The sequence below is a fragment of the Streptomyces sp. NPDC041205 genome (assembly GCF_055591765.1).
On record NZ_JBVIZH010000002.1, the window covers coordinates 741,325 to 765,841 of the forward strand.

23 protein-coding genes and 1 pseudogene are annotated in these 24,517 nt (G+C 72.8%); 11 read left to right on the plus strand and 13 right to left on the minus strand.

From position 1 onward, the window contains the following. Nucleotides 1-5 precede the first annotated feature (5 nt). On the minus strand, nt 6-794 hold the full coding sequence (locus ACZ6BG_RS10280) for a hypothetical protein (protein WP_469000188.1): 789 nt from the start codon (nt 792-794) through the stop codon (nt 6-8). A 254-nt stretch (nt 795-1,048) separates the two neighbouring features. On the opposite strand from ACZ6BG_RS10280, the gene ACZ6BG_RS10285 reads away from it, so the two are divergent. The 3 genes from ACZ6BG_RS10285 to ACZ6BG_RS10295 are packed head-to-tail and all read left to right on the plus strand — an operon-like array spanning nt 1,049 to nt 4,060. Further along, a complete protein-coding gene (locus ACZ6BG_RS10285; protein ID WP_468999410.1) occupies nt 1,049-2,326 on the plus strand; it encodes a magnesium transporter MgtE N-terminal domain-containing protein in 1,278 nt (425 codons plus the stop codon). Next, nucleotides 2,313-2,882: a DUF1003 domain-containing protein gene (locus ACZ6BG_RS10290; RefSeq protein ID WP_468999412.1), complete on the plus strand. Its 570-nt coding sequence runs from the start codon at nt 2,313-2,315 to the stop codon at nt 2,880-2,882. The genes ACZ6BG_RS10285 and ACZ6BG_RS10290 overlap by 14 nt, the downstream gene beginning before the upstream one ends. 44 nt (nt 2,883-2,926) lie before the next feature. Next, nucleotides 2,927-4,060: an Mrp/NBP35 family ATP-binding protein gene (locus ACZ6BG_RS10295; protein ID WP_405660802.1), complete on the plus strand. Its 1,134-nt coding sequence runs from the start codon at nt 2,927-2,929 to the stop codon at nt 4,058-4,060. A gap of 138 nt (nt 4,061-4,198) precedes the next feature. On the opposite strand, the gene ACZ6BG_RS10300 is transcribed toward ACZ6BG_RS10295, so the two are convergent. From ACZ6BG_RS10300 to sigE, 5 genes are all read right to left on the minus strand, one after another. Continuing rightward, complete coding sequence (locus ACZ6BG_RS10300) at nt 4,199-4,870, minus strand: hypothetical protein (protein WP_468999416.1); 672 nt, start codon at nt 4,868-4,870, stop codon at nt 4,199-4,201. A 287-nt stretch (nt 4,871-5,157) separates the two neighbouring features. Continuing rightward, nucleotides 5,158-5,646, minus strand: a complete 489-nt coding sequence (locus ACZ6BG_RS10305) for a sec-independent translocase (RefSeq protein WP_468999419.1) — start codon at nt 5,644-5,646, stop codon at nt 5,158-5,160. 216 nt (nt 5,647-5,862) lie between these two features. Continuing rightward, entirely contained in the window at nt 5,863-7,515 is a 1,653-nt protein-coding gene (locus tag ACZ6BG_RS10310) for a S1C family serine protease (RefSeq protein WP_469000191.1), read from the minus strand. Between the two features lie 1,165 nt (nt 7,516-8,680). Next, nucleotides 8,681-9,658, minus strand: a complete 978-nt coding sequence (locus tag ACZ6BG_RS10315; protein WP_468999421.1) for an anti-sigma factor family protein — start codon at nt 9,656-9,658, stop codon at nt 8,681-8,683. Further along, on the minus strand, nt 9,655-10,428 hold the full coding sequence (gene sigE, locus ACZ6BG_RS10320; protein WP_468999424.1) for an RNA polymerase sigma factor SigE: 774 nt from the start codon (nt 10,426-10,428) through the stop codon (nt 9,655-9,657). Before sigE ends, ACZ6BG_RS10315 begins: the two co-directional genes overlap by 4 nt. Before the next feature lie 130 nt (nt 10,429-10,558). On the opposite strand from sigE, the gene ACZ6BG_RS10325 reads away from it, so the two are divergent. Next, a complete protein-coding gene (locus ACZ6BG_RS10325) occupies nt 10,559-11,299 on the plus strand; it encodes an O-methyltransferase (protein WP_289955676.1) in 741 nt (246 codons plus the stop codon). Between the two features lie 265 nt (nt 11,300-11,564). Here ACZ6BG_RS10325 and ACZ6BG_RS10330 read toward each other — a convergent pair whose 3' ends face one another. Next, nucleotides 11,565-11,732, minus strand: a complete 168-nt coding sequence (locus ACZ6BG_RS10330) for a DUF3117 domain-containing protein (protein ID WP_003966491.1) — start codon at nt 11,730-11,732, stop codon at nt 11,565-11,567. Nucleotides 11,733-12,071: 339 nt separating this feature from the next. Here ACZ6BG_RS10330 and chcB point away from each other — a divergent pair, with 339 nt between their 5' ends. Further along, nucleotides 12,072-12,872, plus strand: a complete 801-nt coding sequence (chcB, locus tag ACZ6BG_RS10335; protein WP_468999428.1) for a 2-cyclohexenylcarbonyl CoA isomerase — start codon at nt 12,072-12,074, stop codon at nt 12,870-12,872. A 13-nt stretch (nt 12,873-12,885) separates the two neighbouring features. On the opposite strand, the gene ACZ6BG_RS10340 is transcribed toward chcB, so the two are convergent. Together ACZ6BG_RS10340 and ACZ6BG_RS10345 are read right to left on the minus strand one after the other, a co-directional pair. Continuing rightward, entirely contained in the window at nt 12,886-13,476 is a 591-nt protein-coding gene (locus ACZ6BG_RS10340) for a DNA-3-methyladenine glycosylase I (protein ID WP_468999431.1), read from the minus strand. Continuing rightward, complete coding sequence (locus ACZ6BG_RS10345; protein ID WP_469000195.1) at nt 13,473-13,886, minus strand: DivIVA domain-containing protein; 414 nt, start codon at nt 13,884-13,886, stop codon at nt 13,473-13,475. The genes ACZ6BG_RS10340 and ACZ6BG_RS10345 overlap by 4 nt, the downstream gene beginning before the upstream one ends. Before the next feature lie 150 nt (nt 13,887-14,036). On the opposite strand from ACZ6BG_RS10345, the gene folP reads away from it, so the two are divergent. Continuing rightward, nucleotides 14,037-14,897, plus strand: coding sequence for a dihydropteroate synthase (folP, locus tag ACZ6BG_RS10350; protein ID WP_468999434.1), 861 nt, complete (start codon nt 14,037-14,039; stop codon nt 14,895-14,897). A 199-nt stretch (nt 14,898-15,096) separates the two neighbouring features. Here folP and ACZ6BG_RS10355 read toward each other — a convergent pair whose 3' ends face one another. Together ACZ6BG_RS10355 and dapE are read right to left on the minus strand one after the other, a co-directional pair. Beyond that, the gene (locus ACZ6BG_RS10355; protein WP_468451462.1) at nt 15,097-15,846 is read right to left on the minus strand and encodes an LOG family protein; all 750 of its coding nucleotides are present in this window, start codon (nt 15,844-15,846) and stop codon (nt 15,097-15,099) included. Nucleotides 15,847-15,963: 117 nt separating this feature from the next. Continuing rightward, nucleotides 15,964-17,085: a succinyl-diaminopimelate desuccinylase gene (gene dapE, locus ACZ6BG_RS10360; protein WP_468999439.1), complete on the minus strand. Its 1,122-nt coding sequence runs from the start codon at nt 17,083-17,085 to the stop codon at nt 15,964-15,966. 196 nt (nt 17,086-17,281) lie between these two features. Here dapE and ACZ6BG_RS10365 point away from each other — a divergent pair. Further along, a pseudogene (locus ACZ6BG_RS10365) lies at nt 17,282-18,160 on the plus strand (heavy metal transporter); the annotation flags it as partial. 653 nt (nt 18,161-18,813) lie between these two features. After that, nucleotides 18,814-19,254, plus strand: coding sequence for an ATP-binding protein (locus tag ACZ6BG_RS10370; protein ID WP_468999443.1), 441 nt, complete (start codon nt 18,814-18,816; stop codon nt 19,252-19,254). A 156-nt stretch (nt 19,255-19,410) separates the two neighbouring features. Here ACZ6BG_RS10370 and ACZ6BG_RS10375 read toward each other — a convergent pair whose 3' ends face one another. Together ACZ6BG_RS10375 and fdxA are read right to left on the minus strand one after the other, a co-directional pair. Then, nucleotides 19,411-20,544: a bifunctional succinyldiaminopimelate transaminase/glutamate-prephenate aminotransferase gene (locus ACZ6BG_RS10375; protein ID WP_468999445.1), complete on the minus strand. Its 1,134-nt coding sequence runs from the start codon at nt 20,542-20,544 to the stop codon at nt 19,411-19,413. Between the two features lie 93 nt (nt 20,545-20,637). Then, nucleotides 20,638-20,958: a ferredoxin gene (fdxA, locus tag ACZ6BG_RS10380; protein ID WP_030359762.1), complete on the minus strand. Its 321-nt coding sequence runs from the start codon at nt 20,956-20,958 to the stop codon at nt 20,638-20,640. Between the two features lie 143 nt (nt 20,959-21,101). Here fdxA and ACZ6BG_RS10385 point away from each other — a divergent pair, with 143 nt between their 5' ends. From ACZ6BG_RS10385 to ACZ6BG_RS10395, 3 genes are all read left to right on the plus strand, one after another. Beyond that, complete coding sequence (locus tag ACZ6BG_RS10385) at nt 21,102-22,172, plus strand: GNAT family N-acetyltransferase (protein ID WP_468999448.1); 1,071 nt, start codon at nt 21,102-21,104, stop codon at nt 22,170-22,172. 390 nt (nt 22,173-22,562) lie between these two features. Continuing rightward, entirely contained in the window at nt 22,563-23,417 is an 855-nt protein-coding gene (locus ACZ6BG_RS10390; RefSeq protein ID WP_468999451.1) for a transglutaminase-like domain-containing protein, read from the plus strand. A 147-nt stretch (nt 23,418-23,564) separates the two neighbouring features. Further along, nucleotides 23,565-24,413 (plus strand): transglutaminase family protein, encoded by an 849-nt coding sequence (locus ACZ6BG_RS10395; protein ID WP_468999453.1) that lies wholly within the window; start codon nt 23,565-23,567, stop codon nt 24,411-24,413. Nucleotides 24,414-24,517 lie beyond the last annotated feature (104 nt).

Below are 24,517 nucleotides of genomic sequence, written 5' to 3' on the forward strand. Positions count from 1 at the left end.
CCCCTTCACTGCGTGGGCAGTTGCTTCCCGTAGTCCACCGTCTCGTCCTTGCCGGGCTCCTCCAGGACGAACTCCTTGCCCCACTCGGTGAGCCGCAGCGTGCCCGCGCCGCCCGCGCGCTGGAGCCGCAGCGGATACGGCTTGCCCTCCAGGGACACGTCCAGCGTGCCGCCCGCGCCCTCGTCCCCGGCGATCTTGATGAGGCGCCGAGTGCCCGAGTCGGACCGCTCCCCCTTCGACAGCTTCCCGTGCAGCGCGAGCGTGCCGTCGAGCATCAGGTCCTTGTCGGTGAAGCCGCTCAGCTGCTGGTACGAGGGGTCGCCCGCGGGCACCTTCACGAACTTGCCGTTGAGCTTCGCCGCCGCGGACAGGTCGCCCGCCGAGCCGCCCGCCTTCCCCTCGGTGCCCCCGGCGCCCCTGGCCTCGTTCTGGTGCTTCCAGAAGCCCGAGTCGGCCTTCAGATACAGGTGCTCGCCGACGCGGAGCAGCTGAAACGTCCCGCCCTTGAACGTCACCGAGCCCTCGCCGCCCGAGCCCTTGAGGCGCATGTCGAGCTTGTACGTCTGGCCCTTGCTGACGACCGTGCCGGACAGGCGGACCGCGTCGGCGCCCTTGGCCGCCTGCCGCGCCTTGCTCTGGATCTTCGCCGCGGACAGCTTGCCCACGCCGTTGGTGCCCGCGTCCGGGTCCTCGCCGCCGCCCCCGCAGCCCGTCAGCCCGGCGCAGCCCGCCACGAGCCCCGCGCACACCGCGCTCACCAGCACCGGCCTTCGGGTACGGCGGGCCTGTCGCATCGCAGTCACAGGTGGCGCTGCCTCTCGTGCGGACGTCCTCTACGGCGGCGGCCATAGCGCGGCTACGGCCTGGCGTACCGCAGCGTACCGGTGCCGAGGACCCGTCTCCGAGCCAGTCCGTACGGACGTCTCACCAGGGCGGACGCGCCCGGCAGGAGCTAGCCTGGGGCGCGTACGAAAGATCGTATAAATGCACCTGAAAGCGACATCGATCGATACGACCAGCGGTAGCGAGCAGCAGGGAGGCGCCGCGCATGGCGGCAAGCGCGCCCCGGATCTTCGTCTCGCACCTGGCGGGCACCGCCGTCTTCGACCCGAACGGCGACGAGGTGGGCCGGGTGCGGGACCTCGTCGTCATGCTCAGGGTGGGCCACAGGCCGCCACGGCTGCTCGGCCTGGTCGTGGAACTCGCCACGCGCCGCCACATCTTCCTGCCCATCACCCGTGTGACCGGCATCGAGTCGGGCCAGGTCATCACCACCGGGGTGCTGAACGTGCGGCGCTTCGAGCAGCGCCCGACGGAGCGCCTGATCCTCGGCGAGATGCTGGACCGCCGGGTGCGCCTGGTGGAGAGCGGCGAGGAGGTGACGGTCCTCGACATCTCCGTGCAGCGGCTTCCGGCCCGCCGTGACTGGGAGGCGGACCGGGTCTTCGTGCGCAAGGGCAAGGGCAGGGCCTTCCGGCGCAAGGGCGAGACGCTGACCGTCGACTGGTCGGCCGTGGACGGGTTCTCCCTGGAGGAGCACGGGCAGGGCGCGGAGAGCCTGCTCGCCACGTTCGAGCAGCTGCGCCCCGCCGACCTCGCCAACGTGCTGCACCACCTGTCGCCGAAGCGCCGCGCCGAGATCGCCGCCGCGCTCGACGACGACCGGCTCGCGGACGTCCTGGAGGAGTTGCCGGAGGACGACCAGATCGAGATCCTCGGCGCCCTCAAGGAGGAGCGCGCCGCCGACGTCCTGGAGGCGATGGACCCGGACGACGCCGCCGACCTCCTCGCCGAGCTGCCCGAGGACGACAAGGAGCGCCTGCTCACCCTGATGCAGCCGGACGACGCGGCCGACGTGCGCCGTCTGATGGCGTACGAGGAGCGCACGGCGGGCGGTCTGATGACGACCGAGCCGATCGTGCTGCGTCCTGACGCCACGGTCGCCGACGCCCTCGCGCGGGTGCGGCAGCAGGACCTCTCCCCCGCGCTCGCCGCGCAGGTGTACGTGTGCCGCCCGCCGGACGAGACCCCGACCGGCAAGTACCTGGGCGCCGTGCACTTCCAGCGGTTGCTGCGCGATCCGCCGTACACGCTCGTCGGCTCGATCCTCGACGACGACCTGCGGCCGCTGCGCCCGGAGGCCGAGCTGCCGGTCGTGGCGGGCTTCTTCGCCGCGTACGACATGGTGTCGGCGCCGGTCGTCGACGAGAGCGGATCGCTGCTCGGCGCGGTCACCGTCGACGACGTACTCGACCACATGCTGCCCGAGGACTGGCGGGAGACGGAGTACCACCTCCAGGAGGGGGCCGGTCATGGCGGCGGCTGAGCGGGAGCGGGACAAAGAACGGGACCGGGAGGCGCGTGGCCGGGCGCGGTTCCGGCTCGACCAGCCGCGGGCGCCGCGCCGCAAGCTGCTTCCGGACTACGACCCGGAGGCCTTCGGGCGGCTCTCGGAGCGGATCGCGCGGTTCCTCGGGACGGGCCGGTTCATCGTCTGGATGACGGTCGTCATCATCATGTGGGTCGTCTGGAACGTCTCCGCCCCGGCCGACCTGCGCTTCGACCAGTACCCGTTCATCTTCCTGACCCTGATGCTCTCGCTCCAGGCCTCGTACGCCGCCCCGCTGATCCTGCTCGCGCAGAACCGCCAGGACGACCGCGACCGCGTCACCCACGAGCAGGACCGCAAGAGCAACGAGCGGTCCATCGCGGACACCGAGTACCTCACCCGCGAGATCGCCTCGCTGCGCCTGGGCCTCGGCGAGGTCGCCACCCGCGACTGGATCCGCTCCGAACTCCAGGACCTGGTCAAGGAGCTGGAGGAGCAGCGCGAGGTATTCCCGTCCGAGAGTGCTGGGTCACGTGATGTAGGCGACCGCTGACGGCCCTTTCCTGCCACCGGTTACCGCGCCGTACTATCGGTCGTATGGCTACGGAAGACGCGGTGCGTGAAGCACTGGCGACGGTGAACGACCCCGAGATCCAGCGACCCATCACCGAGCTGGGGATGGTCAAATCGGTGGAGATCGGCGCGGACGGCGCGGTCGCCGTCACCGTGTATCTGACGGTCTCCGGCTGCCCCATGCGCGAGACGATCACGAAGAACGTGACGGACGCGGTGGCCGCCGTCGAGGGCGTCACGCGCGTCGACGTGACCCTGGACGTGATGAGCGACGAGCAGCGCAAGGAGCTGGCCACGGCGCTGCGCGGCGGCACCGCCGAGCGCGAGGTGCCGTTCGCCAAGCCGGGCTCGCTGACCCGGGTGTACGCGGTCGCCTCCGGCAAGGGCGGCGTCGGCAAGTCGTCCGTGACGGTGAACCTGGCGGCGGCGATGGCCGCCGACGGCCTGAAGGTCGGCGTCGTGGACGCGGACATCTACGGCCACAGCGTGCCGCGCATGCTGGGCGCCGAGGGACGCCCCACCCAGGTCGAGAACATGATCATGCCGCCGTCGGCGAACGGCGTGAAGGTCATCTCCATCGGCATGTTCACCCCCGGCAACGCGCCGGTGGTGTGGCGCGGCCCGATGCTGCACCGCGCGCTCCAGCAGTTCCTCGCGGACGTCTTCTGGGGCGACCTGGACGTGCTGCTCCTCGACCTGCCGCCGGGCACGGGCGACATCGCGATCTCCGTCGCGCAGCTCGTCCCGAACGCGGAGATCCTCGTCGTCACCACCCCGCAGCAGGCCGCCGCCGAGGTCGCCGAGCGCGCGGGCTCCATCGCCGTGCAGACCCACCAGAAGATCGTCGGCGTGGTCGAGAACATGTCCGGCCTTCCCTGCCCGCACTGCGGCGAGATGGTCGACGTGTTCGGCACCGGCGGCGGCCAGAAGGTCGCGGAGGGCCTGACGAAGACCACGGGCGCGACCGTGCCGGTGCTCGGCTCCATCCCGATCGACGTGCGCCTGCGCGAGGGCGGCGACGAGGGCAAACCCGTCGTCCTCACCGACCCGGAGTCGCCCGCGGGCAGCGCCCTGCGCACCATCGCGGGCAAGCTGGGCGGCCGCCAGCGGGGGCTCTCGGGCATGTCGCTGGGGATCACGCCGCGCAACAAGTTCTGACGGCGGCGAGAAGGCCGGGCGAAGGTACCAGCCCGTCCGGCGCTTGAGGACGAGGCGCGGAGCGCCGATCGGCGTCCACGCGGGTGTGGGGCACCGTCAAATCGAACGGCGCCCCACACCCCGTACCGGTCCGGAGGACTACCTCGCGTACTCGGCGACGTCCTTGATCACCGAGAAGCCGAGGCCGTACGCGCTCATGCCGCGCCCGTACGCCCCCAGATGCACCCCTCCCTCGGTGGACCCGGCGAGCACCCAGCCGTACTCGGACTCCCGGTAGTGGAACGAGGTCGGGACCCCGTCCACGGGCAGGGAGAGCGTCGACCAGTCGGACCCGTGCAGGTCGTCCGCGAGGACCCAGGCGGTCTCCGTCTGCTGGTCCAGCCAGTCGTCCCGCAGGCTGTGGTCCATCTGGCCGGGCCAGGTGAAGGACAGCAGCCCCACCCCGGCGAGCCAGGCCGCGGAGGACACCGAGGTCGCCTCCAGGACGCCGGTGCCGTCGGCGCTGCGCCGCACCGGGTTGGCGGCGATGGTCACCACGACCGCGAACCGCTCCTTGTCGCCGTTCCCGAAGGAACCCTCCGCCCTGACCGACGGCTCGTCACCGTGCCCGATGGAGCCGTGCTCGACGGCCCCGTCCGCGGCGGTGCCGACCTGCATCAGCCAGCGCGGTCCCGTGAAGGCCTCGTCCAGGCCGTACCAGGGGAAGGGCGCCAGCAGGTAGCCGTCGACCGTGCGCCGGGCGGAGGGCACCGCTTGCGCGGCACCATCCGCGGCTGGCGCCTGCGCGCCCACCCGACTTGTCGTCTCCATGTACCCGGCCGCCTCCTCGCTCTCGTCGGTCCGGAGCGGCCCGCCCCCCTCGGGCGTCCTCACGCCGGACAACAAGGCAGGATAGCCACACCGATTCCGGATGCCGGTGAACCGGTCGGCGGAAGGGGTGTTCACGAGGGCCCCGACCAGGCCGTACCGGGCGCCGGGCGGCGCATCTCGGACACGCACCGGCGCACGCGGGCGCCGAGGGTGGCGCGGGGTTTCGCCGGACCGCCGTGCGGTGCCGCCGGACGCCGACGGGGGCCGTCGGGCGGTGGCGGGTCGCGTCAGGTGGCGTCCGCGTCGAACGGCGGCGGGTCTCCTGCCGCCGGTTTTCCGGGCTCGGGCCGCTTCTCCATGTCGAGGCGGCCGCCGCCGGAGCCGTTCGCCGACGCGGTCGAGGAGCCCGCGGAACCGGTGGTCCGGCTGCCCGAGTCGTCACCGGAATCGCTGTCGCGCCCGTGCACTGCGTCCGCGACTTCGGCCATTTCCTTCTTCAGGTCGAAGCCGTTGCGGATTTCCTTCAGACCGAGATCGTCGTTCTCCATCTGCTTGCGGATGAACTTCTTCGGGTTCAGGTCTTCGAACTCGAAGTCCTTGAATTCCGGGCCCAGTTCATTCCGTATGTCCTGCTTCGCACTGTCGGAGAATTGGCGGATCTTGCGAATGGTCCGCGACACGTCCTGAATGAGCTTCGGCAGCTTGTCCGGGCCGAAGATGAGCACGGCGAGGATGACCAGCGTCACTATCTCGAGTGCGCCAATGTCGTTGAACACCTTGAAAGCTCCTTGCCGTCCGGACCGGGTCTACGGTACCCGCCGCGGCTGTCCGTCCGGTAGCCGCACGGCGACAACGCGGACAACGCGGGTGGGGGTGCCGGGGCGGTGGGACGGGCGGGGGACGGGGCCGCGGGGCGGCGGGGCGGCGGGCCGGGAGGGGCGCCGGACCAGGCGGGGCACCCCGCTACTCCCCTCGTCCCCTCCCCTCCTCCCCTACTCCCCGCTCGCTGTGCCGAGGACCAGGGTCACCTTCCGCTCGTCGCCGCCGCGCTCGACGGTCAGCTCCAGGCGGTCCTTCGGACGGTGGGCGCGGATCTTGACGATCAGCTCGTCGCCGGAGTGCACGCGCTGGCCGTCCACGGCCGTGATCACGTCGCCCGGCTTCAGGCCCGCCTTGGCGCCGGGCCCGCCGCGGTTGACGGCCGGGCCGCCGTCCCGGCTCTCGCGTGCGATCCGGGCGCCGTCGCCGGTGAACTGCTTGTCGATGGTGACGCCGATGACGGGGTGCGTGGCCCGGCCGGTGTTGATGAGTTCCTCGGCGACGCGCTTGCCCTGGTTGATGGGTATGGCGAAGCCGAGGCCGATGGAGCCGGACTGGCCGCCGTCGGGTCCGGAGTCGTTGCCCGCGGAGCGGATGGCGCTGTTGATGCCGATGACGCGGGCCCGGGAGTCGACGAGGGGCCCGCCGGAGTTCCCCGGGTTTATCGGCGCGTCCGTCTGCAGGGCGTTGACGTACGAGACGTCGCTGCCGTCGCCCTTCTCGCCGCCCGCCGTGATGGGGCGCTCCTTGGCGCTGATGATGCCGGAGGTGACGGTGTTGGCGAGGTCGAAGGGCGCGCCGATCGCCACGACGGGGTCGCCCACCTGGACGTTCTCGGAGTTGCCGAGGGGCAGGGGCTTGAGTCCGCGGACGCCGGAGACCTTGACGACGGCCAGGTCGTAGCCCGCGTCACGGCCGACGACCTTGGCACTGGCGGTCTCGCCACCGCTGAAGGTGACCGATATGTCGCCGCCGGAGCCGCCGGGCTCCACCACGTGGTTGTTGGTGAGGATGTGGCCCTTGGCGTCGAGGACGAAGCCGGTCCCGGTACCCGCGCCGTCGTCGCCCCGGACATGCAGGGTCACGACACCGGGCAGGGCGCTCGCCGCGATCCCGGCGACGCTGTTCTTGGACCGCTTCTGGGACCCGGACTCGGCCTGCGGCAACTCCACGTCGCCCCCGAACCCACCGTCCCGCTCCAACTGGGCCCCGACCACTCCACCGATCCCACCCGCGACCAACGCGATCACCACGGCCCCGAGCACCAACACCCGCCGCCCCCGCCGACGCCGCTGCTCCTCGGTCCGAACGGCGGCACCGGTCTGCTGCAGCGGGGCACTCCAGGGGTCGTAGCGCTGCCAGGGGGCGCCGGGCCCGGCGACTCCTGGTCCGAGTGCTCCCGGGCCGGGGGCCTCCGGCCCGGGGGTCGTCTTGGCGGTCGTGTCGGCCCCGGGGTTGCCGTGAGGCAGGGGTTCGTGGGGCGCCGCCCCGTGGGCTGCGGCCACCGAGTGCGGAGGGCCGGGGTGAGTGGTTCCGTGCGGCGGCGTGCCCTGGACGGGGGCGCCGGACGGGGGCGTGCCATGGGCCGGGGCGACCTGCTGCGGGGTGCTGGGGGCGGGCGTGCCCTGGGCCGGGGTCACACCCTGGGCGGGGGCGCCGTGGGCGTGGGGCGCGTGCCCCTGAGCACCGGGCTGCTGGGACGTGCCGGAAGCCGGGGGGCCGGGCGCGGGCATGCCCTGGGCGGGGGTGCCGTGGGCGTGGGGCGCGTGCCCCTGAGCACCGGGCTGCTGAGGCCCGCCGGAAGCCAGGGGGCCGGGCGCGGACATGCCCTGGTGCAGGGGGCTGGGCGTCGGGGTGCCGGGCGGGGGGACCTCGTGGGTGGGGGTCCCGTGGCTGGGCGTGCCGGGAGCTTGTGGGCTGTGACCCTGGGTGCCGGGGTACGGGGCTCCGGGCGGGGGCGTGCCGTGTGCGGGGGCACCGAGGGTCGGGGCGCCGGGCGAGGGGGCGCCGTGGCCCTGGGCCCCGTAGACGGGGGTGCCTTGGGCCGGGGTCGCCACGGGGTGCTGCACGGGCGGGGCGGGGGCCCAGGGCCCGGGCTCGCCGTAGGGCGGGGTGCTGTACGGGTCGGGGTCGTGCAGGGGGCGGGGGCGGTCGGTGGGGACGGCGTCCGTCACTCCGCCCGGGGACACGTCGGCTGTCGGCACGGACGCCTGGTCGGCGGGGTGAGGCACGCCGACTGCGGCCGAGGGCGCGTCAGCTCCAGGCGCGGGTACATCCGCTTCGGCCGGAGGCACATCGGCCCCAGGCGCAGGTACATCCACTACGGCCGGGGGAACATCACCTGCGGGTACAGCCGGAGGCACATCACCCGCGGGCCGAGCAGCGTCCACAGCGGTCGCCGGCGCGTCGGCCACCGGCCGGGAATCCCCGGCCGGACCCGCACCACCGTCACCCGCGGCTTCACGGGAACCGACAGCGCGACCTCCCACACGAACCGTCCGCCCGCTCTCGACGTCCCCGGAATCGGCACCCTGAGGCCTCTCACCGTGGGGCGCCGAGCCCTGCGGCACAGCCTGATCGGTCACCCCACCTCGCGAGCCCGCAGCATGCGACACCGCACCGCGGCCCGCCGCGGCCCGGGGCTCCCCGTCAGGAGCGACCCCATCCCGAGGCTCCCCGCCCGGGGCACCCCCGTCCCGAGCCTCCTCGCCAGGGACAACCCCATCCCGAGGCACCCCGCGACCAGCCGCCCCCTCGGCCAAGGGCACCGCCTCACCGGACACCCCCGTCAGGGGGTCCCCGTGCTCAGGCCCAGTGCCAACGTTCGGCTGCCCCTCGTCCATGCTCTCCCCACAACTGGCCCGCGGCGGACGCCGATTACGTGCTTGTCGCCGGGTCCGCCGAGTCCCCGGCGGGCACGGCCCACCGAGGATTCAACCAGGTCTGCTTCGCCGACGTGCAGCTCACGTCGGCGATGGGGGTGGTGGGCCGTCAGTGGTACTGCCTGCCGTACAGCGGGTCGGGCCTGGGGGTGGCCTTGGGAGTGGAGTCCACCGTGGCGTTCAGTGTGAGGCCTTGGGGTGCGCCGCCGCGGGACTCGTCGGCGACGGCCCGTACCAGTGGGGACATGACGCCCGCCCCGGCCAGGAGCGGGGCCGTGACCTGCGGGGTGTCGGGACCGTGTCCGGGGCGCAGGCGGGCGCCGGCCAGCAGGGGCGCCGCGGCCGTGGTGGGCGCGAGTGCCGGGGACCGCGGCCCCTGCACGGAGAGCGGGTTGGCGCCGCGGCGCCGCACGGAGTCGGGCAGGGCGGTGTTGGCCGTGCTCGGGGACCGCAGGGGCGACGCGTTGCTGTTGGCGGCGCCGCCGCTCGCGCGCTGCTCGCCGGCGGTCAGGGGTGTGCCCATCGTGACCCCGCCGAGCGCTATCGCGGCCAGCGACACCGCCCCGGCCGCGGCGAACGCGAACCGCCGGCCGAGCCAGACGGACCGCTCGGCCTCGGGCCGACCGACGTCATGGATGCGGAAGCCGCGCTGCTCACTGGGCAGCACCGCGGCGTGGGCGCCCGAAGGGACGTACCCGACGAAGGGCTCGGGTCTTCCCCCGCGGATGCTGAAGACACCGCCCTGGGGCAGGCCGGTGGACTCCGAAGACCCGGTGGCGAAGCCGTCGTCGACGGGCGTGCGCGGACCCCCTGACCGGCCGATGTCGTCGATGTCGGCGGCGGGAAGGCTCTGAAGGCGGGCGAGGAAGCTCTCGCTGGGGGGCGGCGCCGCGGTCTGCGCGAAGACGTTCTTGAGGCGGCGCTGCGCGTCGGCCTCGGCCTTGCACTTCGGACAGGTCGCGAGATGCGCGAGCACTCGCTCGCGCGCGTCATGACCGAGCTCACCGTCGACCAGCGCGGCGAGCCGGTCCCCCAGGTGCTGCTCGGCGAGATGCCGCTCGGCAGGATTGGACCGTGATCCACTCACGCGGTCGCGCCCCCTCCTCCCAGCGCCACGGCTCCGCTCACGGCCAGCGAGCGGCGCTCGGCGCGGGCCTCGGGCGAACGGTGCTGGAGTGCCTTGCGGAGCTGGGAGCGACCGCGGTGGATACGGCTGCGGACCGTACCGAGCTTGACGCCCAGGGTGGCGGCGATCTCCTCGTACGAAAGGCCTTCGATGTCGCACAGGACGACGGCGGCACGGAACTCGGGCGCGAGGGTGTCGAGCGCCTGCTGGACGTCCGCGTCGAAGTGGGTGTCGTTGAACACCTGCTGGGGCGAGGGCTCACGGCTGGGCAGTCGCTCGGCCGCGTCGTCCCCGAGGGCGTCGAAGCGGATGCGCTGCTTGCGCCGGACCATGTCCAGGAAGAGGTTCGTGGTGATGCGGTGCAGCCAGCCCTCGAACGTGCCGGGGGTGTACGTCGACAGCGAGCGGAAGACGCGGACGAAGACTTCCTGCGTGAGGTCCTCGGCGTCGTGCTGGTTGCCTGTCAGGCGGTAGGCGAGGCGGTAGACGCGGCCGCTGTGCGTGCTGACGATCTCTTCCCAGGTGGGAGGAGTCCACGCCTGCGATTCCGCGTCAGCGGCAAAGGTCGCGGTCTGAGCGGAGTCGGTGACGCGGGAACGGTCAGCGGTGTCGGTCACGGATTTCGGCTTGCCCGCCAATCCGAGAAAGCGCCTCAGCAGCCTTCTCCGATCTGCGCGCGCAGCCGCACCTCCCCTGTCGGCTCTGGTGGTGTCCAGTGGAGCCCCTACCATAACCACCTCGCCCGTTAGCTCCGGATAAGCGTTTTTACGTGAATTTGGTACTTGGCTCTTGCCGTACCCGGCCCGTCGGGTCTGCGTCACGCAAACTCCGCGAGCCGACTTGAGTTCCAGATCCATGTCTATGCCCCCGCTGTCCTCACACCCCTTCTCAACGCACGGTCCCATCTGCGGGTTCCCGGCCCCAACGGATACAGTCACGGCCAGGCAACCACGGGGACAGGAGAGGGCCATTACCGGCAACCGGCAGACGAGCTGGGCGTTCGCCGACGCCTTTGTCGCCGAGGACGAGGCACTGCGCTGGGCCCGGGACCGGGCCCGGGAGGCCGGGCTGCGCTCGGTGTCCCCCGGCACCGGCGCCGCGCTGGGCATGCTGGCCGCCACCGTGGACGCCAAGGCGGTCGCCGAGATCGGTACGGGCACGGGAGTGTCGGGCATCCACCTGCTGCACGGAATGCGCCCCGACGGCGTCCTGACCACGGTCGATCCGGAGCCGGAGCGTCAGCAGTTCGCCCGTACGGCCTTCCGCGCCGCCGGTTTCGCGGGCAACCGCGCCCGCTTCATCCCCGGCCGCGCCCTCGACGTACTGCCCCGCCTCGCGGACGGCGGCTACGACCTGGTCTTCTGCGACGGCGACCGCACGGAGTGCCTCGACTACCTCGCTGAATCGTTGCGCCTGCTCCGTCCGGGCGGCCTGGTCTGCTTCGAGGGCGTCTTCGCGGACGGCCGCACCGTGGACTCCGGACCGCAGCCCGTGGAGGTGCTGCGGCTGCGTGAGCTGCTGCGGGCCGTCCGCGAGAGCCAGGACCTGGTGCCGTCGCTGCTCCCGGTGGGCGACGGCCTCCTCTGCGCCGTCAAGCGCTAGCCGTCGAGCGCCAGCCGTAGGCGTCGGCCGTCGAGCGCTGACCGCCGAACACCCGGCGTCCCGCGCCCGCACTCCCCGCCGACCCGGTGATTCAGGCCTTTCACCCCGGCGGAATCCGGACGTTCACGCAGGCCGCGGGCCCCCCGGGAGCCCCTCCCCCGTCAAGCCCACGTATGCCTTCGGCCCCCGTACACAGCGCTGCCCCGGCTCGTCGTACGATGCCGGGGCAGTGCAGAAAACGGTGAACAGTGTGGGCGCTTTCGCGTCAGCCGACAACCTTCTTCAGGGCGTCGCCGAGGGCGTCGGCCTCGTCGGGGGTCAGTTCGACGACAAGTCGACCGCCGCCTTCGAGCGGAACGCGCATGACGATGCCCCGCCCCTCCTTGGTCACCTCGAGCGGGCCGTCGCCCGTCCGCGGCTTCATGGCCGCCATGCTCGTTCCCCTTCCTGAAACCAGCTTGTCGCAGCCGACAACCCAGGTGTCAGCGGCATCGAACACATTGCTTCCAGGTCATTATCCCGCATCGCGGGACCCGATGACCAACATCAGTCGGCATCGCTTGCGCAACGCGCGTCCGCAAAACCACTCAATTCGGCGATGTGACTGCAATACTTCGCCGCCCCACACGCTTCTCCCGCCCCGCACACTTTGACGCAGGTCACATCCGCGACGGCGTACCGAGGGCCGATGATCTAGGTCATGCTGGGCCCGAAGCCCACCGGGCGGCGGACCACACCACAGCGGACCACAGGACAGCGGAGGGGACCCACCATGGCCGACACCGTGCTCTACGAGGTGAGCGACGGACTCGCGACGATCACGCTGAACCGCCCCGACGCGATGAACGCAATGAACGTCGAGGCCAAGGTCGCCCTCCGGGAGGCGGCCCGCTCGGCCGCGGCGGACCCCGCCGTGCGCGCGGTGCTGCTCACCGCCACCGGACGCGCCTTCTGCGTGGGCCAGGACCTCAAGGAGCACGTGGGCCTGCTGCAGGAGGACCGCGAGACCGGCTCCGGGCAGACCATGAGCACGGTGCGCGAGCACTACAACCCGATCGTGCGGGCCCTGACCGGCATGCCGAAGCCGGTCGTCGCCGGGGTCAACGGCGTGGCGGCCGGCGCGGGCTTCGGCTTCGCCCTCGCCGCGGACTACCGGATCGTCGCGGACACGGCGTCGTTCAACACGTCCTTCGCGGGCGTCGCGCTGACCGCCGACTCCGGGGTCTCCTGGACCCTCTCGCGCCTCATCGGCCCCGGCCGCGCCGCCGACCTGCTGCTCTTCCCGCGCGGCATCAAGGCGCAGGAGGCGTACGACCTGGGGATCGCCAACCAGGTCGTGCCCGCCGCCGAGCTGGCGGAGACGGCCCTGAAGACGGCCCGCGCGCTGGCCGAGGGTCCGACCCTGGCGTACGCGGCGATCAAGGAGTCGCTCGCCTACGCCGCCGGGCACACCCTGGACGAGGCGCTCGACAAGGAGGACGAGCTGCAGACCCGGGCGGGCGCCTCCGAGGACCACACGATCGCGGTGAAGGCGTTCCTGGACAAGGCCAGGCCGAAGTACCTCGGCCGCTGAGCGCCCCTGGGGCTCAGGCTCCGGCCGCCTCGCGGGCCACACAGTCCGCGAGGTGGTCGTTCACCAGGCCGCAGGCCTGCATCAGGGCATACGCCGTCGTGGGGCCGACGAAGCGGAGGCCGCGCTTCTTCAGCGCTTTGGACAGGGCCGTCGACTCGTCCGTGACCGCGGGCACGTCCGCGAGGGTCCGCGGCGCCGGGCGCGCGGCCGGGTCCGGGGCGAACGACCAGATCAGCTCGTCCAGTTCACCGGCGGGCCAGTCGGCGAGCAGGCGCGCGTTGGCGATCGTCGCGTCCACCTTCGCGCGGTTGCGGATGATGCCCGCGTCGGCGAGGAGCCGCTCCCGGTCCGCGTCGCCGAACTCCGCGACCGCGGCGATCTTGAAGCCGGAGAACGCGGCGCGGAAGCCCTCGCGGCGGCGCAGGATCGTGATCCACGACAGGCCCGACTGGAACGCCTCCAGGGACACGCGCTCGAACAGCGCGTCGTCGCCGTGCACCGGACGGCCCCACTCCTCGTCGTGGTACGCCACATAGTCCTCGGTGGACAGGCCCCACGGGCAGCGCGGGCCGCCGTCCGGGCCCGGGATCGCCCCGCCGCTCATCTGCCGTCCTCCGGTCGCTCGTCCGTCGGCGCCGGGGCGCCGTGCCGTCCCTGCTCTCGCTCCGCCGCGTCGTACTTCTTGAACAGGCCGGGTCCGCCGACCGCCGTCGCCTGGGCGCCCGCGAGCGCCGACTCCAGCTCGGCGATGCGGGCGTCCCGCTCCGCCAGCTCGGCGGCGAGGCGGTCCAGGCACTCGTCCACGTCCACCATGCGATAGCCGCGGACCGTCATCGGGAAGCGCACCGCCTCCACGTCGGCGCGGCGCAGCGGGCGGTCCGGCGGCAGCGGGTCGGTCAGCCGCTCCGGCGGAGCCTCGGGCAGCGCGCCGCTCTCACCGCCGCCGAGGACCGCCAGGGTCACCGCGCCCACCACGACGACGAGGGCGATGACCAGGAACAGGAACATGACCATCTCTGCGGTCCCCACGCTCGGATGCCGACCGCACCACGGCCGACACGGAAACTGTCTGGCTCCGATCGTGCCATGCGGGTGTGACAGTTAAGGTCGCAGGCGGCCGGACCGCGAGGCCGGACTGAGGAACGACAAGGAGGCTCACAGGGGATGCTCAGGCTGGGCAGGCGCGAGTTCGACGCGCACGAGCCGGTGATCATGGCGATCGTGAACCGGACCCCGGACTCCTTCTACGACCAGGGGGCCACGTTCCACGACGAACCCGCCCTCGCGCGCGTGGAGCAGGCCGTCGCCGAAGGCGCCGCGATCATCGACATCGGCGGGGTCAAGGCCGGGCCCGGCGAGGAGGTCACCGCCGAGGAGGAGGCGCGGCGGACCGTCGGCTTCGTCGCCGAGGTGCGGCGGCGCTTCCCCGACGTCGTCATCAGCGTCGACACCTGGCGGCACGAGGTCGGCGAGGCCGTCTGCGACGTCGGGGCCGATCTGCTCAACGACGCGTGGGGCGGGGTCGATCCCAAGCTCGCCGAGGTCGCCGCGCGGTACGGGGTGGGGCTCGTGTGCACCCACGCGGGGGGTGCGGAGCCGCGTACGCGGCCGCATCGCGTCGAGTACGACGACGTCGTCGCCGACATCCTCCGCGTGACCGTCGGGCTCGCCGAGCGGGCCGTCCGGCTCGGTGTGCCCCGGGAGTCCGTGCTCATCGATCCCGGGCACGACTTCGGGAAGAACACCCGGCACTCCCTGGAGGCCACGCGGCGGCTCGGGGAGCTCGTCGGCACGGGGTGGCCCGTGCTTGTCTCCCTCTCCAACAAGGACTTCGTCGGGGAGACGTTGGACACTCCGCTCAAGGAGCGGGTGGTGGGGACGTTGGCCACGACCGCTGTGTCCGCGTGGCTGGGGGCGCAGGTGTATCGCGTCCACGAGGTCGCCGAGACCCGTCAGGTCGTCGACATGGTCGCCACGATCGCCGGCCACAGGCCTCCGGCGGTGGCCAGGAGGGGGCTGGCGTAGGCCCTGCCGGGGGCTCCCCAAGCCCGCCCCTTCCCGAACCGGGGGCTGCGCCCCCGGACCCCCGCCATCGGCGCTCCGCGCCTCGTCCTCAATCGCCGGACGGGCTGGAAAATCCAGCCCCTCCGGCGGGAGCGGGGTCTGGGGCGGAGCCCCAGGATCGGGAAGGGGCGGGACTGGGGCGCACCCGCGAGGGCACCGCCTAGCGGCCCACTTCCTTCGTCACCAGCGCCACCGCTTCCTCCACCTCGTCCGTGACGTGGAAGAGGAGGAGGTCCTTCTCGGAGGCCTTGCCCTGGGCGACCACGGTGTCGCGGAGCCAGTCGACGAGCCCGCCCCAGTAGGCGGTGCCGAAGAGGACGATGGGGAAGCGGGTGACCTTGCGGGTCTGGACGAGGGTGAGGGCCTCGAAGAGTTCGTCGAGGGTGCCGAGCCCGCCGGGCAGGACCACGAACCCCTGGGCGTACTTCACGAACATGGTCTTGCGGACGAAGAAGTAGCGGAAGTTGACGCCGATGTCGACGTGCGGGTTCAGCCCCTGCTCGAAGGGCAGCTCGATGCCGAGCCCGACGGAGATACCGTCGGCCTCACGGGCCCCCTTGTTGGCGGCCTCCATCGCACCGGGCCCGCCTCCGGTGATGACGGCGAAGCCCGCGTCGACGAGCGCCTTGCCGATCCGCACCCCGGCCTCGTACTCGGCGGAGCCCGGCTTGGTCCTGGCGGAGCCGAAGACACTGATGGCACTGGGGAGTTCAGCGAGCGCGCCGAAGCCCTCGACGAACTCGGACTGGATGCGCATGACCCGCCAGGGGTCGGTGTGCACCCACTCGGTGTCGCCCTCGGTGTCGAGGAGCCGCTGGTCAGTGGTACCGGGCGTGATCTGATCGCGCCGCCGCACCACCGGCCCCAGGTGCTGCTCCTCCGGCGGACCCTGCGTTTCCGGACTGCCCATGAACATCCCCTTCCACTGCCGGTCGACCCCGGCCCGCCAGCACGGCCGCGCTCAACTCGCTCGTTGTGCCGCTTCAGCGTAGGTCTACGGGCGTTACGCGGGGCGTAACTCCGGAAGTCAGGCGGTCAGCCAGGCGCGCAGCCGGGCCTCGGCCTCGGGGATCTGGGACGTCTGGACGCGCTCGTCGACCTTGTGGGCGAGGATCGGGTTGCCGGGGCTGTAGTTGACCGCGGGCACGCCGAACGCGCTGAAGCGGGCGACGTCCGTCCAGCCGTACTTGGGCCTGGCCTCGCCGCCGACCGCCTCCATGAAGGCCGCCGCCACGGGGTGCGTGAGGCCGGGCCGGGCGCCCGGGGAGTGGTCGTCGACGATGAACTCGTCGATCCCGCAGTCGGCGAAGTACTCGCGCACGAAGGCCTCGGCCTCTTCGGGGGTGCGGTCGGGCGCGTAGCGGAAGTTGACGACGACGGTGCACTCGTCGGGGATGACGTTGGTGGCGACGCCGCCCTCGATGCGGACCGCGTTGAGGCCCTCGTGGTACTGGAGTCCGTCGACGACGGGCTTGCGCGGCTCGTACGCGGACAGCTTCTGCAGGATCGGGGTGGCGGCGTGGATCGCGTTGGAGCCCATCCAGGCGCGCGCGGAGTGCGCCCGCTCGCCCTTCGTCTTCAGGAAGACGCGCAGGGTGCCCTGGCAGCCGCCCTCGACCTGGCCGTCGGTGGGCTCGAGGAGGACCGCGAAGTCGCCCGCCAGCCAGTCGGGGTGGGCCTCGGCGACCTTCCCCAGGCCGTTCAGGTGCGCGGCGACCTCTTCGTTGTCGTAGAAGACGAAAGTGAGGTCGCGGTTGGGCTCGGTGACCGTCTGGGCGATGCGCAGTTGCACCGCGACGCCCGCCTTCATGTCGCAGGTGCCGCAGCCCCACAGCACGCCGTCCTCGTCCAGGCGCGAGGGGACGTTGCCGGCGATCGGCACGGTGTCGATGTGGCCCGCGAGGACCACCCGCTCGGCGTGACCCAGATGCGTGCGGGCCACCACGTTGTTGCCGAACCGGTCGACCGTGAGGTGCGGCAGGGCGCGCAGGGCGGTCTCGATGGCGTCGGCGAGCGCCTTCTCCTCGCCGCTCGGCGACGGGATGTCGACGAGCGCGGCGGTCAGCGCGGCGGCGTCGAGCGTGAGGTCGAGCGGGGCCGCGCCTGCCGGGGCGGGCTGAGCGGCGGTGTGAGCTGGCGTCCGGTCCATGCCTGCGACCCTAACTCCCCGCGAACTCCGCGCGCGGGGCGCACCTGGGCGAGCCCGTGCGTCGCCGGTCCGTCCCGGCCACGCGCGTCACGTCCCTCCCGGTCCCGTTCCGAGTGCCGGTCCCGGTCGCGCTCCCCGCCCCTCTCCCGGTCCCACGCGTCACCGGCCGCCCCTCGCGCCCCCGCCCGTCACCCCGATGCCGCCGTCCCGCTCCAGTACCTTGTGTCCCGTGTCCGGAACCGCTGCCTCCGCACGGCGCGGCCGCCTCCCGCGCATCGGGGTGGCCGTGGCCGTCCTGCTCGCGGTCGTGGGCTACGGGGTGGTGCAGTACGTGTCCGGGGAGCCGGGGCCGCGGTGCGCGGTGGTGTCGGGCGACGGCGACGGAGCCGCGTACGAACTGAGCGCGGAGCAGGCCGTGAACGCCTCGACGGTCGCGGCCGTCGGCACCCGGCGCGGGATGCCGGAGCGCGCCGTGACGATCGCCCTCGCGACCGCGCTGCAGGAGTCCGGGCTGCACAACATCCGCCACGGCGACCGCGATTCGCTGGGCCTGTTCCAGCAGCGGCCCTCGCAGGGCTGGGGCACCCGGCGCCAGATCATGGACCCGGTGTACGCGGCCGGGCGGTTCTACGCCCGCCTGGACAAGGTCCCCGGCTATTCGCGGCTGCCCCTGACGGTGGCCGCGCAGCGCGTCCAGCGCAGCGGCTTCCCGCAGGCGTACGCCAAGCACGAGCCGGACGCCGCCCTGCTCGCCGCCGCGCTCACGGGCCGGGCGCCCGCGACCCTCACCTGCGAGGGGCGGCCCGGCGCGGACCACGGCGGCTCGGACCGGGTACGCCGGGCGCTGGTGCGGGACTTCGGGGCGGACGTCCTGCCGAGGGGCGCCCTGCCGAAGGGCGGCGCGGCGGACGGCCGCGTGGTCCGCGTACGGGTGCCGGAGGAGGCGGGGCCGGACGCGGTCGCGCCGGACGGCGGCGCGCCGCGGCGGGGCTGGGAGTTGGTCCACTGGGCCGTGGCCCACGCTTCCGCGCTGGGTGTCGAACGGGTCTCGTACGCGGGCCGTGAGTGGCGGGCCCGGAGCGACGGTTACGGCACGTTCACCCCGTCCACCGGGGATTCTGCTGATTCCTCTCCGCGTTCCGGGGATTCCGGGGATTCTCCGGATTCCGGTCATGGATGGCGAAAGGCGGAGGCCGGTCCGCAGAAGTCCGAAGTGAGCCAAAATACCGGGTCCGACGGTGATGCGAATGACTCCGACGGTGAATCCGGCGACGTCGAGGACGGTTCCGGAATTAGTCATTCCGAGGGCGTGGACGGCGACGGCCGGGCCACCGCAGGCCGCTCCGAGCCGTCCGGCGCGGGCTCCGGGCCCGCAGCTGAGGTCCGAATCGTCACCGGGCAGTAGTGCGGCCGATCACCCGAAGGGGGCACGGTGATCGCCGCGCGGTGACACCTCCGGCGGATGTTCGCGGGACCCTTCGCGCATCTCGCAAAGCCCTTGGGAACAAAGGGCTTTACGGGGGTCGAGGCCCTGTACGCGAACGCTGTTTGCCCGATTTTATCCGTAGCGGATTATGCGACGCATTGCCAACTCTTTACGTTGGCGCACCGCAACCTTCGGGACCTTCGAGCGGTAGTCACTGCGTCCGAGCGCCGCAGTCCGCACCGCGCCCCGCAGTACGGATCGGCCGGACACCTCACACGTTCTCTCCGTTCTGAAGGAGCATCATGTCCCTCCCCCTGACCCGTCGGATCGCCCGTGCCGCGCTGCTCGTTGCGGCAGGAGCGGCACCCGTGGTCGGTGCGGCCGGCTCCGCCAGCGCCGCCGAGCTCCCGGCCGCCCCCGCACTCAGCGGGATCACCACCCTGGACGGTGCGAACCTGGGTGACGCCGTCGACGACGCGGCGCAGAACGTCACCGAGCTCGCGGGGCAGGCCGGAAGCAAGGCCGCCAAGAAGGCCGTTCCCACCGCGGGCCAGGCCCTCGGCAAGAGCGTGCGGACCACCGCCCCCGCCGCCCAGCAGGTCGGCGGTGACCTCGCCGGATCCGCCGGTGACGTCGTCGGCGACACCGCGGGCACGGCCACCAAGGGCGGCCTGCCCACCGACGCGCTCGGCAAGGGCTCCCCGGTCGGCCAGCTGCCGCTCCAGGGCACGCCGCTCGGCTAGTCCATCCGCGTACGCACGCCTGATCCCCCTCGCGTACGCACGCCCCACCGCGTACGCACGCCTCGCCCGCGTACGCCGAAGGGGTGCGGGAAGCCCACAGCTTCCCGCACCCCTTCTTCGCGTTCCCGCGCCCCGGCAGTCGGCCGGGACCCGAGCTCACCGCAGGCGCGCCACCGCCGCCGCCACCCGCTCGTCCGTCGCCGTCATGGCGACCCGGACGAAGTCGCGCCCGGCCTCGCCGTAGAAGTCGCCGGGAGCCACCAGGATGCCGAGGGAGGCGAGGTGGGCGACCGTGTCCCAGCACGACTCGTCGCGGGTGGCCCACAGGTACAGGCTCGCCTCGCTGTGCTCGATGCGGAAGCCGTGGCCGAGGAGGGCGTCGCGCAGGGCCGTGCGGCGGGCGGCGTACCGCTCGCGCTGCTCCTGGACGTGCGCGTCGTCACCGAGCGCGGCCACCGCCGCCGCCTGCGTCGGGGCGGACGTCATCATCCCGCCGTGCTTGCGGATCTGCAGGAGGTCGCCGAGCACGTCGGCGTCACCGGCCAGGAACGCCGCCCGGTACCCGGCGAGGTTCGAGCGCTTGGACAGCGAGTGCACCGCGACGAGGCCCTCGTAGGAGCCGCCGCACACGTCCGGGTGCAGGACCGACGTCGGCTCCGCCTCCCAGCCCAGTTCCAGGTAGCACTCGTCGCTCGCCACCAGCACTCCGTGGCCGCGCGCCCAGGCCACGACACGCGTCAGTTCGTCCTTTGACAGGACACGACCGGTCGGGTTCGAGGGCGAGTTGAGCCAGAGCAGCTTCAGGCCAGTGGGGTCCAGTTCCGTCGGATCGTCGTACGTGACGTACTCCGCGCGGGCCAGGCGCGCGCCGACCTCGTACGTGGGGTAGGCGAGCCGCGGGTAGGCGACCTTGTCGCCCGGACCGAGGCCGAGCTGGGTCGGGAGCCAGGCCACGAGTTCCTTGGAGCCGACGATCGGGAGCACGTTTTGGTGCGTGACATCGCGCGCGCCGAGGCGGCGGGCGCACCAGCCGGCGATGGCGTCGCGCAGCTCGGCCGTGCCCCACACCGTGGGGTAGCCCGGCGAGTCGGCGGCGTCGATCAGCGCCTTCTGGATCAGCTCGGGCACGGGGTCGACCGGGGTGCCCACGGACAGGTCGACGATGCCGTCGGGGTGGGCGGCCGCCGTCGCCTTGTAGGGCTCCAGCTTGTCCCAGGGGAAGTCGGGGAGGCGGTCGCGCAGCGACGCTCCACGGGCGGTGCCGGACGGGCGGTCGGTGGCTCCAGGCACGGACGGGCTCCAGGGGTTGGTGGTTCGACAAACGCCCCGGTCCCGTACAGCGGAAAGAGCCGTACGGGACCGGGGCGGCGCTTCGGCGGCCGCTTACTGGTTCTGCGGCGGCAGCGCGGCGATGAAGGCGTGGTCGCGCTCGATCAGGCCGAGCTTGCTGGCACCACCGGGCGAGCCGAGGTCGTCGAAGAACTCGACGTTCGCCTTGTAGTAGTCCTGCCACTCTTCAGGAGTGTCGTCTTCGTAGAAGATCGCCTCGACCGGGCAGACCGGTTCGCAGGCTCCACAGTCGACGCATTCGTCCGGGTGGATGTACAAGGACCGCTTGCCCTCGTAAATGCAGTCGACCGGGCACTCCTCGATGCACGCCTTGTCCTTGACGTCGACACAAGGCTGCGCGATGACGTAGGTCACGCTGTCGTTCCTCCTCGATACGGGCGTTGGCGGGCCGTCCTCAGGCTCCGCTCGCCTGGCGCGCGGGAGCGCGGCGTCGTCGATGCCCGCACCTAGTATCTCCGTTCCCGGGCATGATCCGAACAGGAGGGGCGTACAGAGCTGTGGAATTCACCGCCGGCGGACGACTCGAGGTCCGAATCACCCCATCTGACGTGGGCAAACGTGTCTCTGTCCGACGCCTGGTCGAAGGTGGGGCACCGTCACAGGAGTTCACCGACACGGTGGGTGTTCTCACATCGTGGAATGACGGTGTGCTGGTGATCACACGCAGGGACGGGGAAATCGTCCGGATCGCGCAGCGGACGCTGGTCGCGGGCAAGACCGTGCCCGCCGCGCCCGCCCGTCGGCGCGGCCCCGCGGCCACGTACGAGGAGCTGGCGCGGGTCGCGGCGCGGGCCTGGCAGCCGGTGGAGAGCGAGCGGCTCGGGGACTGGGAGCTGCGGGCCGCGGTCCAGGAGGTGCGCTCCGAAGGGGCTCCGGCCGGGCGCCGGACGGGCTTCACGCGGCGCGCCAACTCCGTCCTTCCGCTGGGGGATCCGGGGCGCCCGCTCGATCAGGCCCTCGCCTTCGTGCGGCGCTGGTACGCCGACCGGGGGCTGCCCGCGTACGTGCAGACCGCGACCGGGGGCGCGGGCACGCAGGAGCAGTTGTGCGCCGATCTCGTCGAGCGGGGCTGGGAGCGCGAGGTGAGCGCCGAACTGCGGGTGGGCGCGCTCGCGCCGGTCGGTGACCTCGACGTGGACACCGGGCACGTGGCGCTCTCGCGGTCCGTGGGCGCGGACTGGCTCGGCCGCTACCAGCGGTCCGGGGAGGTCGGGCCGCAGGTCCTGCGGGTGCTCGGCAGCGGCCCCTCGGTGTGGTTCGCGACCGTGCCCGGCGGCGAGGGGCCGCCCGCGGCGATCGGGCGGTGCGTGGTCGACGGGCGGTGGGCCGGGTTCATGGCGGTCGAGGTGGATCCGGCGCGGCGGCGCGAGGGCCTGGCGACGGCCGTGATGGCGGCCCTGGCGCGGCGGGCCCTGGCGGAGGGCGCGTCGGCCGCGTGGCTCCAGGTGGAGGAGGACAACGGCGGCGCGCGGGCGCTGTACGACGGGATGGGCTTCGCGAGCCATCACCACTACCACCACTACCGGGCACCGGAAGGGGACGGTCCGGGCGGCGGCGTAGGACAGTGAGCCCCCGGAGGCCCCCTGAGGGGTGACCGGGGGGTGAAGGGCCAGGGGAACCGTCCGTGCCGTGACGGGCGGTGCGCGTGTGATCTCTCCTGAGTGACGGAAACGACCAAGACGCGGTCGGTCCGGGCGACGGAGAGTGCCGACAGCGGGCGCGGGCATGAGCGGTGCGATATGGCCAGTCACCGGTGGGGCCGACGCTTACGGCTAAGGTCCCCCGGGAATTTGCCTCACCGGCAAGACGACGGAGGACACCGCACGACCGTTCGACCACAGGTCCCAGGGGCGCCGCCCGACCTCGGCGCCCCGGCGACCGCACCACCGGAAACCGCACCACGGATGAACCCGACCGGAGAATCCCACCGGTGCCAGACAGAAACGACAGAGGCACGGATGCGCGCACAGCCCGCGAAGTCCAGTGAATGGCGGCGCAGGTTCGCCGACGAGGCCAGGTCCGAGCGGCCCGACCTGTCCCTGTTGTGCCTGCTGCTGAGCGGGGAGGCGGACCCGGAGCTGGACGAGGCGGGCATCGACGCGGCGCAGATCGAGCTGGACAAGCTCGCCGGACAGCTGCCCTTTCGTCCCGGCGGGCCGCGCGAATGGGCGGCGGCGACCGCCGAACTCCTCGGCGGGCAGCACGGGTTCCACGGCACCCCGCCGGACTACCAGCGTCTGGAGTCGTCGCTGCTCCACCAGGTCCTGCGGCGCAGGCGGGGCCTGCCGATCCTGCTCTCCGTCGTCTGGATCGAGGTCGCCCGGCGCGCCGGGGCGCCGGTGTACGGCGTGGCGCTGCCCGGCCATTTCGTCGTCGGCTTCGGCCCGCCCGACGCGTACGGCAAACCGGAGCAGGTGCTCGCCGACCCCTTCAACGGGGGGCGGCTGCTGTCCACCGAGGACGCCGAGCAGTTGGTGGCGCAGGCGTCGGGCGGCAGGCTGAACCCCTCGCTCCTGTCGGCGGCCGACCCCCTGAACATCATGCTGCGCATCCTCAACAACATCCGCGCCTGGGCGGCGGCCCGCTCCGAACGCTCCCACGTGGCGCTGTGGGCCCTTGAGCTGTCCCTGCTTCTGCCCTCGCACCCGGCCCGGCTGCGCTACGAACGCGCCCATCTGCTCGTCGAGCGGGGCGACTTCCTCGCGGGGGCGCGGGGCCTGGACGAGTACGCCGACGTGGTGGCGTCGATCGAGCCGACGACGGCGGAGCGGGTGCGCCTGGAGGCGCGGGCGGCGCGGGCGAAGCTGAACTGAGCTGACCTGAGCTGACCCGCGGGGCTCGGTCGAGGAGCGGGGTGTGCGGGGTGTTCGTATGCGATGTGCGTAGGCGGTGTCCGTAGGCGAAGTGCTTGGCCCGCGCACCGACCGGTAGCGATCGGTCCGGACGGGCACCACGGACGTATGCACCCCCGACCCGCCCGGGCCACACCGTGGCGCCGGGCCTTCGCAGCCGAGGCGAGGGCCGAGCGGCCCGACCTCACGCGGCTGTGCCTGCTGATCGGCACGGAGGCGGACCCCGCCCTCGATGCCCCCGGCATGGCGGCGGCGCGGCGGCGCCTGGACCGGCTCGCGGCCCTGCTGCCCGCGGGGCCGGGCTGCCCGCGCGCGTGGGCGAACGCCGTCGCCGAACTCCTCGGTGTGCGCTGCGGGTTCGGCGGCCGCCCCGGCGACTACCAGCGTCTGGAGTCGTCGCTGCTCCACCAGGTCCTGCGGCGCGGGCGCGGCCTGCCGATCCTGCTCTCCGTCGTCTGGATCGAGGTCGCCCGGCGCGCCGGGGCGCCGGTGTACGGCGTGGCGCTGCCCGGCCATTTCGTCGTCGGCTTCGGCCCGCCCGACGCGTACGAGAGATGCGTACTGGCCAATCCCTTCGACGGCGGACGGATCCTGAGCCCCCTGGACGTGCAGCTGATGGTCGCCGGGGCCACCGGGGCGCCGCTCGACCCCGCGATGCTGCGGCCCGCCGGTGTCCTGGACATCGTGCGGCGCGTCCTCAACAACATCCGTGCCTGGGCCGCCACCCGCCCCGAGCGCGCCGACGTCGCCCTGTGGGCCGTCGACCTCGCCCTGCTCCTGCCCGCGCACGAGAACCGGCTGCGCTACGACCGGGCCCAGCTCCTCGTCCGGCTCGGCGACTTCCGCACCGGCGCCGCCGAACTCGACAGCTACGCCGAGGCGCTGGCCGACGACGACGAGGAGGCGGCGGACCGGGTGCGGGAGCAGGCGCGCGCGGCGCGGGCGCGGCTCAACTGACCGAGGCTGCTCAGCTGGCCGCGGCTCAACTGACCGCTCGCCGGCTGGCCGCTCCTCGGCTGACCTTCGCTCGACTGACCGCCGCTCGACTGGCCGCTCCTCGA